Annotated in this window: 16 protein-coding genes; 12 read left to right on the forward strand and 4 right to left on the reverse strand. The window is 60.7% G+C overall.

Features of this window, described 5'->3' with window-relative positions:
• Window positions 1-39: 39 nt before the first annotated feature.
• Window positions 40-531: a prepilin peptidase gene (locus Q0837_RS01815; RefSeq protein WP_298464503.1), complete on the reverse strand. Its 492-nt coding sequence runs from the start codon at window positions 529-531 to the stop codon at window positions 40-42.
• 128 nt (window positions 532-659) lie between these two features.
• Between Q0837_RS01815 and Q0837_RS01820 the strand changes: the two genes are divergently transcribed.
• The 3 genes from Q0837_RS01820 (at window position 660) to Q0837_RS01830 (ending at window position 3,001) form a co-directional block, all read left to right on the forward strand.
• Window positions 660-1,634 (forward strand): alpha/beta hydrolase, encoded by a 975-nt coding sequence (locus Q0837_RS01820; protein WP_298464506.1) that lies wholly within the window; start codon window positions 660-662, stop codon window positions 1,632-1,634.
• On the forward strand, window positions 1,634-2,758 hold the full coding sequence (locus Q0837_RS01825) for an FAD-binding oxidoreductase (protein ID WP_298464509.1): 1,125 nt from the start codon (window positions 1,634-1,636) through the stop codon (window positions 2,756-2,758). Before Q0837_RS01820 ends, Q0837_RS01825 begins: the two co-directional genes overlap by 1 nt.
• 66 nt (window positions 2,759-2,824) lie before the next feature.
• On the forward strand, window positions 2,825-3,001 hold the full coding sequence (locus Q0837_RS01830; RefSeq protein ID WP_298464512.1) for a YegP family protein: 177 nt from the start codon (window positions 2,825-2,827) through the stop codon (window positions 2,999-3,001).
• A 65-nt stretch (window positions 3,002-3,066) separates the two neighbouring features.
• On the opposite strand, the gene rnhA is transcribed toward Q0837_RS01830, so the two are convergent.
• The 3 genes from rnhA to ispH are packed head-to-tail and all read right to left on the reverse strand — an operon-like array spanning window position 3,067 to window position 5,531.
• Window positions 3,067-3,525, reverse strand: a complete 459-nt coding sequence (gene rnhA / locus Q0837_RS01835) for a ribonuclease HI (RefSeq protein ID WP_298464515.1) — start codon at window positions 3,523-3,525, stop codon at window positions 3,067-3,069.
• 26 nt (window positions 3,526-3,551) lie between these two features.
• Window positions 3,552-4,523, reverse strand: a complete 972-nt coding sequence (gene thrB, locus Q0837_RS01840) for a homoserine kinase (RefSeq protein ID WP_298464518.1) — start codon at window positions 4,521-4,523, stop codon at window positions 3,552-3,554.
• A gap of 18 nt (window positions 4,524-4,541) precedes the next feature.
• On the reverse strand, window positions 4,542-5,531 hold the full coding sequence (gene ispH, locus Q0837_RS01845; protein ID WP_298464521.1) for a 4-hydroxy-3-methylbut-2-enyl diphosphate reductase: 990 nt from the start codon (window positions 5,529-5,531) through the stop codon (window positions 4,542-4,544).
• 90 nt (window positions 5,532-5,621) lie between these two features.
• On the opposite strand from ispH, the gene Q0837_RS01850 reads away from it, so the two are divergent.
• From Q0837_RS01850 to tatC, 9 genes are all read left to right on the forward strand, one after another.
• The gene (locus Q0837_RS01850) at window positions 5,622-6,272 is read left to right on the forward strand and encodes a hypothetical protein (protein WP_298464524.1); all 651 of its coding nucleotides are present in this window, start codon (window positions 5,622-5,624) and stop codon (window positions 6,270-6,272) included.
• A gap of 187 nt (window positions 6,273-6,459) precedes the next feature.
• A complete protein-coding gene (argS, locus tag Q0837_RS01855; RefSeq protein WP_298464526.1) occupies window positions 6,460-8,208 on the forward strand; it encodes an arginine--tRNA ligase in 1,749 nt (582 codons plus the stop codon).
• 58 nt (window positions 8,209-8,266) lie between these two features.
• Window positions 8,267-9,019 carry an SPOR domain-containing protein gene (locus Q0837_RS01860; RefSeq protein ID WP_298464528.1) on the forward strand — a complete coding sequence of 251 codons (753 nt, stop codon included), beginning with the start codon at window positions 8,267-8,269 and terminating at the stop codon, window positions 9,017-9,019.
• 96 nt (window positions 9,020-9,115) lie between these two features.
• A complete protein-coding gene (gene nagZ / locus Q0837_RS01865; protein ID WP_298464530.1) occupies window positions 9,116-10,138 on the forward strand; it encodes a beta-N-acetylhexosaminidase in 1,023 nt (340 codons plus the stop codon).
• Between the two features lie 71 nt (window positions 10,139-10,209).
• Complete coding sequence (locus Q0837_RS01870) at window positions 10,210-10,998, forward strand: ScpA family protein (RefSeq protein ID WP_298469718.1); 789 nt, start codon at window positions 10,210-10,212, stop codon at window positions 10,996-10,998.
• A complete protein-coding gene (gene scpB / locus Q0837_RS01875) occupies window positions 10,995-11,690 on the forward strand; it encodes an SMC-Scp complex subunit ScpB (RefSeq protein ID WP_298464533.1) in 696 nt (231 codons plus the stop codon). Before Q0837_RS01870 ends, scpB begins: the two co-directional genes overlap by 4 nt.
• An 84-nt stretch (window positions 11,691-11,774) precedes the next feature.
• A complete protein-coding gene (locus Q0837_RS01880; RefSeq protein WP_298464536.1) occupies window positions 11,775-12,014 on the forward strand; it encodes a twin-arginine translocase TatA/TatE family subunit in 240 nt (79 codons plus the stop codon).
• Between the two features lie 54 nt (window positions 12,015-12,068).
• Entirely contained in the window at window positions 12,069-12,521 is a 453-nt protein-coding gene (gene tatB / locus Q0837_RS01885) for a Sec-independent protein translocase protein TatB (RefSeq protein WP_298464539.1), read from the forward strand.
• Between the two features lie 9 nt (window positions 12,522-12,530).
• On the forward strand, window positions 12,531-13,358 hold the full coding sequence (gene tatC / locus Q0837_RS01890) for a twin-arginine translocase subunit TatC (RefSeq protein ID WP_298464542.1): 828 nt from the start codon (window positions 12,531-12,533) through the stop codon (window positions 13,356-13,358).
• Window positions 13,359-13,368: the final 10 nt, after the last annotated feature.

Genomic DNA, 13,368 nt, shown 5'->3' on the forward strand with positions numbered 1-13,368 from the left:
TGGTTGCGATGCGTACGTCCGAACTGGTTAAAATCAGGTTCATCCGACATTGCCCGAAAGCAATTCTTCCGGGATGTAGTTGGCCGCGAGGACCCACAATCCGCCGAAAGCGATCGCGACGCCGTACGGAATCGCGAGCCGTTCTTTTTGATTGAGCAGGAAATGCCAGGCGCCCATCACGATGGTCAGAACGCCGCCGGCAATCGCCATGATAATAAGCAGCTGCAAAAACGCGCCGGGTTCGATCCACAGCGCGAGTGCGGTCAACAGTTTGACGTCACCGCCGCCCATCATTCTCAAGGCAAACAGAATGGAAAGCAGTGCAAAGGCGCCAATGGCCACAGCGAACTGAAGCGCGACATCGGGCCACAGGGCCAGACCGCTGGTCCACCAGAACACTGGCGCGCCCAGGGCGATGGCAGCGTTAAGCCAGTTGTCGATCTGACGCCGCTTGATATCGGTGCAAGCCGCAAAGACCAGCGCAATTGCCAAGGCAATCAGCAGCCCGTAGTGAAGATACGTCGTAAGCATCTGGCCCCCAGAAGGTTGCCGTCCGGACGGTCCGGTCGGTCCTTGTTGAGGATCTTGCTACAGGGCAGTGCTTACCAAATAGTAACCAACACCAGCGGTCGGATATTAGGCACGTGAGCGAGAATGATATGGGCGATAACGCAGTAATGGACCGCCCGATCAACCGTCGGGCTATTCCGGAAGCAGCCACCGAAACGATCTGGCAGGCGGCCGACGGGCACACTTTGCGCCGGATCGACTGGACGGGAGCCACCGACGCTCCGCGTGGTTCAATCCTGTACCTGCCCGGGCGCGGCGACAATTACGAAAAATATCTCGAAAGCCTTGAAGAATGGCACCGTGCGGGCTGGCGCGTAACGGCGGCCGATTGGCGCGGACAGGCGGGCAGTGGCCGGCTCGGCAATGACAAGGTCACCGGCCATATCGACGATTTTTCGACGTGGATCGATGATCTGGCGCATCTGTGGGAGGCTTGGATCGCTGAGACGCCCGGACCGCATGTGCTCGCCGCGCATTCCATGGGCGGGCACCTTGTCATGCGAGCTTTGGTCGAGAAGCGCGTTGATCCCGATGCCGTATTCCTGAGCGCACCTATGCTTGGCATGAACGGCCCACCACTGCCGCTTTCGATCCTGCACGGCGTAGCGGGGATGATGACCAAGGTGGGCGATCCTTTGCGTCAGGCGTGGAAGTGGAGCGAGAAGCCAGGTGAGATGCCGGTCGATCGGATCAACCTGCTGACCCATGATCCCGACCGCTATCAGGATGAGCTGTGGTGGCGCGAGCATCGGCCTGAGCTGGTGATGGGCCCGGCAAGCTGGCGCTGGGTCGAGCGCGCCTATGCATCCTGGAGAATGCTTGAGGAGCCTGGGGCGCTGGAGGAGGTCGATGTACCTGTGCTGATTGTCTCCACCAGCTCCGACAAACTCGTGAGCCACGCTGCCAATGTGCGTGGAGCCGAGCGCCTTCCCAAAGGCGAACTCGCGGAGTTTGGCGAAGAAGCGCATCACGAGATTCTCCGTGAAGTCGATGCCGTGCGCGACCGGGCGATGGCCGCTGTGGCAGAATTCCTCGATCGCGTCGCTCCTCCCGCACCAAAGTAATGGCTGAGACGATCTACGATTTTGCTGTGATCGGTGCGGGGATGGCCGGCGCGAGCATCGCTGCCGAACTTGCTCCGCATGCTACCGTGCTCGTTCTCGAGGCCGAAGACGTGCCGGGGTATCATTCGACTGGTCGCTCAGCAGCATTCTGGGAGGAATGTTACGGAGGGCCGGGCGTGGTCCCGCTGACGCTGGCGTCTGGCGTTTTCCTGAGAGAGAACGGTTTCCTGCGACCGCGCGGCGCGCTGTATGTCGGGCGCGGCGATGACAAGGCGCAGATGGACGGTTTTGTCGAAACCTTCGCTGGAACCGGTGTGACAATCGAACGGCTGGGCCGTGAAGGTCTGGTGGAACGTGTCCCGCATATTCGCGAGGATTGGTGCGACGCGATCTGGGAGCCGGCATGTGCAGACATCGACGTGGCGGGCCTGCACCAGCACTACCTCAAAGGGCTGAAGCAAGGCGGTGCCGATTTGATTTGTCGCTCGCGCGTCGCTGGCCTCAGGCGTCATGACGGCATTTGGCAGATCGAAGCCGAAGGCGGCGCGACTCACCTTGCTGCGGCGGTCGTCAACGCTGCTGGAGCGTGGGCCGATACGCTCGCTCAGATGGCCGGAGCGCAGCCTTTGGGAATCGATCCCAAGCGGCGCACCGTCGCGCAATTGCGGGTCGAACCCGCTGCGCCTGATAATTTGCCACTAGTGCTCGACATCAACGGCGGCTTCTATTTCAAGTCCGACAATGGCCGATTGTGGCTCAGTCCGCATGACGAAATCCCGACCACACCTTGCGATGCAGCCCCCGAAGAACTCGACGTCGCGCTTGCGATCGACCGGTTCCAGAGAGTTACTGACTGGCACATAGAAGCGGTTGAGCGCCGCTGGGCGGGGCTCAGAAGCTTCGCGCCGGACCGGCTGCCTGTTTATGGACCAGACCCGGACATCGAAGGCTTCTTCTGGTTCGCGGGGCAAGGCGGATTCGGCATCCAGACCGCTCCCGCCGCTGCACGGCTTGCTTCACAGATCGCACTTGGCAATGATCCTGACGCAATGACCCGCGCGATCGATCGCCAAGCCTATGCGCCGAATCGATTTTTTACATCGCCGCAGGCGCTGACCGGCTAGCTATTGGCGGCTTGATCTGTAAGGTGCTGCACGAGTTCAGAAACTCAAATATGAGGGAGTGATACCATGGCTCACAAGTTTGAAATCTATAAAGACAAAGCCGACGAGTTCCGCGTCCGCTTCAGCTACAATTCCGAAGTGATGTTCTCGACTCAGGGCTATTCGAGCAAGTCGAGCGCGCAGAACGCCATCGATTCGATCAAGAAGAACGGTCCTGGCGCGCCGGTCGAAGACAACAGCTAAGCGGCTGCTGCCAATTCGATTTCAAGCGGGCGTGCTCTGATGAGCGCGCCCGTTTCTGTTTTGGGTTAGCCGTCTTCTTCTTCGTCGACGCGTGCCGCACTTTCCGCTGCAGCGCTGGCAAGTTGATCGACTCTCTCGTTCTCTGGGTGGCCAGAATGGCCTTTGACCCAATGCCATTCCACCTCGTGCTTGGCGACGACTTCGATCAGTTCGTGCCACAGATCGGCGTTGCGAACCGGCTTCTTGCTGGCGTTGATCCAGCCGCGACGCTGCCAACCTTCGACCCACTTTGTGATCCCGTCGATCACATATTTGCTGTCTGAATACAGGTCGACCTGGCACGGCTCGATCAGTGCGGACAGGCCGTTGATAACGGCCATCATTTCCATGCGATTATTGGTCGTGTCCGCTTCGCCGCCGGAAAGCTCTTTCTCGTGTTTGCCCATGCGCAGCAACACGCCCCAGCCACCCGGGCCGGGATTTCCTTTGCAGGCTCCATCGGTATAGATTTCGACGCGTTTCATTAACCACGCCTTTTGCGCAGAATCACTTAGGACGCAAACAGCTTGGCACCTGCTTTATCGTAAAAGTGCCATCGTGAGACGAATTGCATTGGGTCCTTGCGTGTGACCAATGCGTCATCCGGGGTGTCGAGCCAGTCTTCGGCGCGGCTGGCGACGAATCGCAGGCAGGCACCCTTGGCGATTTCCGGCAAAAGGGCGCGCTCCTCTGAAGAGAGCGTTCGCAATTCTTCGTAACCTTCCAGCAATGCCGTGCCGACTGCCGCATCATACGCATTGTTCGAATCGAAGCTCCACGCCGCATGGGTGGTGGCCAGATCGAGCGCCATCGCCCCGGTGCAGGCGAAGTAGAAATCGATCATCCCGGTCACCTGGTCGCCAAGCATCAGCACATTGTCAGGAAACAGGTCGGCATGGATTTGCGCCTGAGGCAGCGCGCTCAGCTCGAGCGCGGCGGCGGCGCGTGCGGCGTCCACCGTAGCGGGCAGTTCGGGGTTGATCGAAGCGAGCCCGGCTTTCCCGCACGCTTCCAACACCGCCAGATTCTCTCCGAATCCCATCGTGTTGGCCCGGCCCATGCCAAAATCGCCGCTCGCCAGATGCATCTGCGCTAGCGTCCAACCGACTGCGCGAGCCTGTTCAGGCGTCGGCTGGGTCGGTGACACACCCGGCAGAAACTCGATCAAGGCCACGGCTTTGCCATCCAGCATGCGGAATGCTGCGCCGTTGCGGTCGTGAATTGTGCGCGGAACAGGGCAGCCTTTGGCAGATAGATGATCGAGCAGGCCCAAGAAATAGGGCAGGTCGGTCAGTTCGATGCGCCGCTCATACATGGTGAGGATGAAGCGATCCCCGCTCGAAGCAGAACCCGTGGTCTCGATCAGCCAATTGGAATTGGAAACGCCCTCGGCAATGCCTTTGGCTGAGACCAATTCGCCCACATCATAGTGGGCGATCAGCGCCGCCAACTCTTCAGCCCCAAGATGAGTGTAAACAGCCAACGCCCCGGCCCCGTAGGTCTATTCGGTCAGCTGGCGGGGCAGCTTGAAGACCATCTTTTCCTCGGCGGCGGTGATCGTGGTCTCATGGACCTCTCGCATGCTACGTAGAGCATCCACCACTTCGCGGACCAGCACCTCAGGTGCTGATGCGCCAGCGGTCAGACCGAGTGTGTCGATACCCTCAAGCCACGCCGGATCGATATCGGAGGCGCGTTGGATCAGCTTGCCCGACGTACCCAATCGCTCGGAAACCTCGACCAGTCGCAGGGAATTGGACGAGTTTGGCGCACCGATCACTAGAACCAGGTCGCATGCCGGAGCGAGGTCTTTCACCGCCGTTTGCCGGTTCGAAGTCGCGTAACAGATGTCCTCTGCTTTCGGGCCGTGGATGCTGGGATATCGCCATTCGAGCGCAGCGATAACCTCGCGGGTGTCATCGACCGAAAGAGTAGTCTGCGTAAGATAGGCGAGCGGCTCGTCGCGATCAAAGGGAAGCTTGTCGACGTCCTCGATATGCTCAACCAGTGTCATTTGCCCCGGTTCAACCTGACCCATCGTGCCGATCACTTCAGGGTGACCTTCGTGGCCGACGAAGATGATGTGCCGACCCTTTTCGATCTGACGTTCCGCTTGACGGTGGACTTTGGAAACAAGCGGACAGGTGGCGTCGAGATAGATCATCTTGCGCCGCTCTGCCTCAGCCGGGACAGCTTTCGGCACTCCGTGTGCACTGAAAACAACCGGCGCGTCGGTGGGCACTTCGTTTAGTTCCTTGACGAAAATCGCGCCCTTCGCCTTCAGCCCTTCGACGACATATTTGTTGTGGACGATTTCGTGGCGGACATAGACCGGTGCGCCGTACCGCTCGAGCGACTTTTCGACGATCTCGATCGCCCGGTCGACCCCGGCACAAAAGCCGCGCGGTGCAGCGATCAAGAGGTTGAGCGGTGCTTTCTGGTCGGCGGTCTCGCCATCAGCGGGCTTGGAATTGGGAAAGGGCGCGTTCATATCGCACCCCCTAGCGCTTTGTTGCGCGCCTCGCTAGGGCGGGGACGCGCTGAAAACAGCGCTGGATCGATATTCGAGGACGGTTTTTTGATGATGTTTCGCACTCGTGTTCTGCCTGTAATTGCACTGGCGGCTGGCTTGGCTGGTTGCGCCAGCGAGGGTGAACTGGTGGTTGACCAGGGTGTCGGGATCACTTCGGTCCTGACCTCATGCCCGGCGGTCGGCATTCCCGACTACACCGGCGATGTCACCGTTTTCCGCGCCGCGAATGCGCCGACATTCGGCAATCTCGACATGACCGCATCGATCACCAACCTGCGTTCCACCTGCGACGATGGCGCGGTGAAGGTTTACAGCGAGGCATCGTTTGATGTGCACGCCCGGCGCACCGATGTGCGCGGTGCTCGCAGTGTGACGCTGCCCTATTTCGTTACCGTGATCCAAGGCGGCAGCGCCGTCGTGACCAAGCGAGTGGGCCAGGTCACGCTTAACTTCGCCGATGGTCAGGAACGCGCGAGCGCCAGTGCCAAGGCCGGATCCTTCGTTGACCGCGCCGCAGCATCGCTCCCCGAAGATATCCGCGAACGTATCACGCGCAAGCGACGACCGGGAGATCCCGAAGCCGCGCTGGACCCACTGGCAGCTCCCGAAGTGAAAGCCGCAATTGCGCGCACTCGCTTTGAAATGCTGATCGGGTTTCAGCTGACCGAGGATCAGCTGGCGTACAACGCGACGAGGTAGTTTTTGCGCACGCCCATCCGGGCGCGCGATTTCCTCGCTCATGCGACCTGAAGGCCGCATCGCTGCGGACGGACGGTCGCCCTTGCGAGCCTGCGGCTCGAACGGCTCAACGTCGTCCCGGGCTTGACCCGGGACCCCGCTTCCTTCTTTGCAACCGCAAACCAATGCGGAAACGCAAGAGAGTCTGATGACAAATACCAAAACACTCTACGCCGCCTATGCGGCCACCGTTGAAACCGCGCTCACTCAGCTGGTTGCCGAGGGCGAGCTGCCTGAGGGCACCAGTTTCGCCAACGTTACCGTGGAGCCGCCACGCGATGTGTCGCATGGCGATCTGGCGACCAACGCCGCGATGGTGCTCGCCAAGCCTGCCAAAACCAATCCGCGAGCGCTCGCTGAACTGATTGTCGCGAAGCTCGAGGCGGAACCGAGCATCGTCAGTGCGGAGATCGCCGGGCCGGGTTTCATCAACTTGCGACTCGATCTTGCCGCTTGGCTGGACGAATTGCAGTCGATCAATGCGCTTGGCGATGATTATGGCCGCTCGGCGATGGGGACGGGCACACGCGTCAATGTCGAATATGTCTCTGCCAACCCAACCGGACCGATGCATATGGGCCATTGCCGCGGTGCGGTGGTGGGCGATGCGCTGTCGAACCTGCTCGAATATGCAGGGCACGATGTCACGCGCGAATACTACATCAACGACGCCGGCGGGCAGGTCGATACGCTCGCCCGCTCCGCGCACCTGCGGTATCGCGAGGCGCTGGGCGAAGACATCGGCGAGATCCCCGAAGGCTACTACCCTGGCGACTATCTGAAGCCGATCGGCGAGTATCTGGCGAAGGAGCTTGGCGACAAGCACAAGGATACGCCGGAAGAGGAGTGGCTTCCGTATTTTCGCGCCGAATCGGTCGAAAAGATGATGGACCTCATCAAGTCCGATCTGGCCATGCTGGGCATTCATCACGACGTGTTCTCGTCGGAAGCCGCTTTGCACCTTGCAGGCAAGCCCGACGAGGCCGAAGCGTGGTTGCGCGAGCACGATCTCGTCTATGATGGCGTGCTCGAAGCGCCCAAGGGCAAGGCTCCGCCGGAAGACTGGGAGCCGGTCGAGCTGCCGCTGTTCCGCTCGACCAAATTCGGCGACGATCAGGATCGCCCGATTAAGAAATCCGACGGCAAATGGACCTATTTCGGGGCCGACCTCGCCTATCATATGCAAAAGGCCGAAGGCGCCGATGCGTTGATCGATATCTGGGGCGCGGATCACGCCGGCACGGTCAAGCGGATCAAGGCGGCCGTTGCGGCGCTTTCCGAAGGGAAGGGCAAACCGACACCGTTCGACGTCAAATTGGTGCAAATGGTCCAGCTGATGCGCGGCGGTGAGCCGGTAAAGATGTCCAAACGCTCCGGCAACTTCATCACTATCGCCGACATGGTCGAGGAAGTGGGCAAGGACGTTGTGCGCTTCACGATGCTGACCCGCAAACCCGAAGCGCAGATGGAATTCGACTTCGCCAAAGTGGTCGAAGCATCGAAGGATAATCCGGTCTTCTACGTCCAATATGCGCACGCGCGAATCAGGTCGACTCTGCGCAAAGCAGGTGATCTGGGTATGTCGCCGTCAACTAACATGCTTAACGATCTGGGCGATGAAGAATTGGCGCTGATCAAGCGAGCCGCGCAGTTCCCGCGCGAGATTGAAGCGGCTGCAAAGGCCCGCGAAGCGCACCGGATTGCCTTCTATCTCTACGATTTAGCCGCAGAACTCCACGCTTTCTGGAACCTCGGCAACGATTCGCCGCAAAAGCGGTTCATCGTGGAACAGGATAAGGGTTTATCCGGAGCTAGACTTTTCCTCGCCGACTCAATCGGGCAAGTTCTGCGAAATGGGCTTCGCGTGTTAGGCGTAGAGGCTGTCGAATCGATGTGATGACCGGCAGGGGGCTGGGATATTGCCACAGCCGGATAAGAAAGGACTTGGGTCAGTGATGATCGAAGCCGAGTTCGAAGAGATTGAGGATACTGGAGAAGGCGAACTCGACCTTTCCAGTGAAGACAGCCTGCCGTGGCTTGAATCCGATGAGGATGAGCATGCCGGAGGCTATGACTTCACGCAGTTCCTTGGCTTTGGAGTGATCCTGCTAGCCTTGCTAGCCGCGATGGTCGGCGGCATCTGGTTCCTGACCAATCGCGGCGGCGATGCGGCGATGGTTGCCGATGGTAGTACGATCGAAGCGCCTGAAGGCCCCTATAAAGAACGTCCTGAGGATCCGGGCGGCAAGGAATTTGCCGGAACCGGCAATGTTGCTCCCGTGGTCGGCGAAGGTCAGACGCGCGAAGGTGTGATGGCGGATTCGAATGCCGAGGGGGCTGAGTCTGGTTCGGCGACCTCGGGCACCGCGACAGCAGCCAACGGCAGCGGCTCCAACTCGGCGTCCTCAGCCTCGGCTGGCAGCGGAAACAGCGGCGCCGGTGCTTCTGCGGGCAGTAATGCTTCGTCAAGCTCGGTCGTCGGAGTGCAAGTGGGTGCCTATGGCAGCCGCGCACGTGCTGAAACCGGGTGGCAGACACTGGTCGGCAGCAGCGACGCGCTGTCCGGCGTGCGCTATCGGATCGTGAAGGGTGAGGCCGACATCGGCACCGTTTACCGGCTCCAGGCGCTCGCCAGCAATCGTGCTGCGGCAGACCAGCTTTGCAACGCGCTGAAGGCGGACGGACTGCCCTGTCAGGTAAAACCCTGATCCAGTCGGCATTCGGGGCGCTCAATCGCCCCTTTTTCCCCATAACGGAGCGTTAGCACGCTTGCTTGACCGCGCGCCCGCTGCAAGGCTCCGTACATGATTCCGGCGATTTTCGGATGTTCCGGCCCCACTCTGACGGCTGATGAGCGCGCATTCTTCCGCGAGGCGGATCCTGCGGGCTACATCCTGTTTGGCCGGAACTGCGAAAACCCTGAGCAATTGCGCGCTTTGACCGACGAGCTGCGCGCGATCCATGGCCGCGAACGCTTGCTCGTATCCATCGATCAGGAAGGCGGAAGGGTTGCGCGACTGCGCCCGCCGCATTGGTCACCCTATCCTGCGGGTGAGGCGTTCGATCTGCTCTATGCGCTGGCACCAGCCAGTGCGATTGAGGCTGCACGCGCCAATGCGACAGCCATGGCGCTCGAACTATCGGCGATGGGGATCACGGTGACATACCACCCGCCGCTCGATGTGCGCCAGCCGGGAACTACAGATGCGATCGGGGACCGCTCGTTTGGCAGCGATCCAATGCAGGTTGCTGCCATTGGACGGGCTACGCTTGACGGACTGACCGCTGGCGGCGTCACGGGTTGCATCAAACATATGCCCGGACATGGCCGCGCGACGGTCGACTCGCACAAGACCATGCCTCGGGTCGATGCGAGCGCAGACGAACTCGAAACCGATCTTGCTCCGTTCCGCACCCTCAATTCCGCGCTGATCGGAATGACCGGCCATTTGCTCTTCCCAGTCTGGGATACGGAGAACCCTGCGACGCTCTCCGAAACCATCATCCGCGACGTGATCCGGCGCGACATCGGCTTCGATGGCCTGCTCCTTACCGACGATATCGATATGGAAGCGCTGGACGGCACCGTTCCCGAACGATCAGCCCGCGCCCATGCCGCAGGCTGCGATATTGTCCTGAACTGCTGGGCCAAGATGGATCACATGCAGGGCATCTGCGACGTGCTGCCGGAAATGTCGGATGCGACCGCCGAGCGGCTTGACCGGGCGCTGGAGGGAACGCGTATCGCGCCCGCGATTGCGGGCGAACAGGCGGAATTGCTGGCCAAGCGCGACGCGCTGCTCGCTCTGACGGGAGAAGCGGCGTGAGCATGACCTCCCAAGACGACGGCTTCATGCTATCGGGAGGTGCAATGGGCGCAGGAGAACCGACAGCAGAGATGCCAGAAACCTGGCCAGCCGACGAAGTGGCGAAACCCGGTGCTAAGGCGGGCGATGAAGCGCTTTACCTCGAGCTTGATGGGTGGGAGGGGCCGCTCGATCTGCTGCTCGACCTCGCGCGGCGGCAGAAGGTCGATCTGCGCCAGATCTCGATTCTTGCGCTGGTCGATCAATACCTGACCTATATCGAGGAAGCGAAGGCACTGCGGCTTGAACTGGCCGCCGATTACCTCGTGATGGCGGCATGGCTGGCATATCTTAAATCGGCGATGCTTCTGCCAAAGGAAGAGCAGGAAGACCCGAGCCCCGAAGAATTGGCCCTCCGCCTCCAGCTGCGACTGCAACGCCTTGGCGCCATGCGCGAGGCAGCGGCGCGGCTGATGGGGCGTGATCGAACCGGGCGCGATATCTTCTTGCGCGGCAGACCGGAAGGGCTGCGGATCGACCGCAAGACGCTGTGGAAGTCGGATGCCTATTCGCTGATCCAGGCCTATGGCCAGGTGAAAGCCCGCACAGCGCCGCGTATCTATCATGTCGCAGACCGGCCGGTAATGACGCTCGACAGTGCGCTTGATCGTGTGTCGGCGATGCTCGGCGTGACGCTCGACTGGATGGATATTCGCGACTTCCTGCCGACCAATGCCGAACCGGAACTGCGCAAGTCGGCGCTCGCTTCCAGCTTTGTCGCAGCGTTGGAACTCGCGCGTTTGGGCAAGGCGGAGATTGCGCAGGAGAAGGCCTATTCGCCGCTGCGCATTCGCCGGCTCAAGCAGAGGGCGACCGCATGACCGAAAAGGTCGAAGAACCACTGGCGCCAGAGCAATCGGCCCCAGATCAATCCGCCCCAGATCAATCCGCTGACGCTATCGAGCGCGCGCTTGAGGCAACCTTGTTTGCTTCGGAAGAGCCGCTGACGGTTGATGCGCTTGCGACTCACCTCGGCGATCTCGAGAAATCGGTTGTGCGAGACGGGCTCAAGGCGCTCGAAGAACAGTACCGCCCGCGCGGGGTGCATCTGGTCGAGCGGGGCAAGCGCTGGCATTTTGAAACCGCACCCGATCTTGCGCATCTGTTGCGGCGTGAACGCGAGCAGGTTCGTCGCCTCAGCCGTGCAGCCACTGAAGTGCTGGCCATTATTGCCTACCACGAACCCGTGAGCCGAGCAGAAATCGAATCGATCCGCGGCGTGCAAACCAGCGGCGGAACACTCGACGTGCTGATGGAGGCTGGCTGGATCAAGCTCGCCGGCCGGCGCGAAGTGCCGGGACGCCCGGTGATCTACGCAACCACGCCCGAGTTCCTCGACCATTTCGGCCTTGAATCGCGCCGCGACTTGCCTGGCATCGACGAATTGCGCGCCACCGGTCTGCTCGATCCCGTCGATGATGCTCTGGAGGAGGCGATGGGCGGCGATATGGACCCCGACAATCCGCCGGATTGCGAGGCGGAATCGGACGAAAACATCGAACCTGACGCCTGATACGTACGCTGATACGAATGGGCGACTGGCGCTCGGCGCAGATCGCACCTATATTCACCACAGGTAATTGAGAGAGACTTCGCAATGGGCGGTATCGGAATTTGGCAAATCCTCATCGTGGCGCTGGTCATCCTCGTCCTGTTTGGGCGCGGGAAGATCTCCGAAATGATGGGTGATTTCGGCAAAGGCATTTCGAGCTTCAAGAAAGGCATGACCGAGGAAGAGGAAGAAGCCTCGGCTTCAACTGCTCAGATCGAAGCCCCTGCCAAAGATGTAAAACCCGCGGAGAGCACCACCAGCGAACGGAGCGATTCCGCCAACTGATCCTCTCAGGCGTAGCTGCGCGGGACCTCTCGCGCGTTCCCAACAAGGGCCCCCATGTTCGATATCGGCGCCGCTGAATTATTGGTCATCGTGATCGTCGCGGTCCTCGTGATCGGGCCGAAGGACATGCCGCTCGCCATGCGCACGGCTGGTCGGTGGATCGGCAAGGTTCGCAAGGTTTCTTCGCATTTCCGCTCGGGTATCGACACCATGGTGCGGGAGGCCGAACTTGAGGACATGGAGAAGAAGTGGAAGGCGCAGAACGAGGCGATCATGAAGAAGACCGCCATCCCTGCTGATACCAAATCGAGCGAACCGGCGATGACCGGGCCTCCTCCGATTGCCGAAAGCGTCGCGCCTGATGCCGGCCCTGACGATGCACAGGCGCCCGATCCGATGGCGGACGATCCACCACAGGCTGCTCCTACACCGACACCGAGCGAACCGACGCAATCACCCGAATTGCCGCTGCCATCACGCGGCGATGCGACGAAGCCGAGCGAATAGGCGGCGGCGATGGTGCTTGAGATCAAGGAAATCGACGAAACGCGGGCTCCTCTGCTTGATCACCTGATCGAGCTGCGCGCGCGTCTGATGCGTTCGGTTTTGGCTCTGGCGATCGGTTTCGGCGTGTGCCTCTATTTTGCCGATACGATCCTAGGCTTTCTGATCCAACCGCTGAAGGATGCTTTTCCCGAAGGGGAAGGGCAGTTGATCTTCACCAAGCTGCCCGAGCTGTTCTTCGTCGACCTGAAGGTGGCGCTGTTTGCCGGGTTCATGGTCAGCTTCCCCATCATCGCCAATCAGCTTTGGGCGTTCGTCGCGCCGGGCCTGTACGCCAAGGAGAAGAAGGCGTTCTTGCCATTCTTGATCGCGACGCCTGTTCTGTTCCTTGGCGGCGCGTCGCTGGCCTATTTTGTGGTGATGCCGACTGCGTTCCGCTTCTTCCTTGGCTTTGGCGGCATCGCTGGCGGCCTTAACGTGGAAGCGCTCCCGGCGGCTGGCGAATATCTCAATCTGGTGATGCAGTTCATCCTCGCATTCGGGATGACATTCCTTCTGCCGGTGTTGCTGATGCTGCTCCACCGGGCGGGCATCGTATCCCGTGCCCAGCTTGCCGGCGCGCGGCGCTATGTGATCGTCGGCGTGGTTGCGTTGGCTGCTATCGTTACACCGCCGGACCCCGGATCGCAGCTCATCCTGGCTGTCCCGCTGCTCCTCCTGTTCGAAGGCTCACTGCTGCTGATGCGGTTCCAGGAGGGCAAGCTCGACAAGGTCGAGGGCGAGGGCGAAGCATCGGACGAAGAATCCGACCTGACTGGAAGTGTTGAGCCCGGCGAGTAGGCTCACAATT

Origin of the sequence: uncultured Erythrobacter sp. (genome assembly GCF_947499705.1) — a bacterium.
Classification (GTDB): domain Bacteria; phylum Pseudomonadota; class Alphaproteobacteria; order Sphingomonadales; family Sphingomonadaceae; genus Erythrobacter.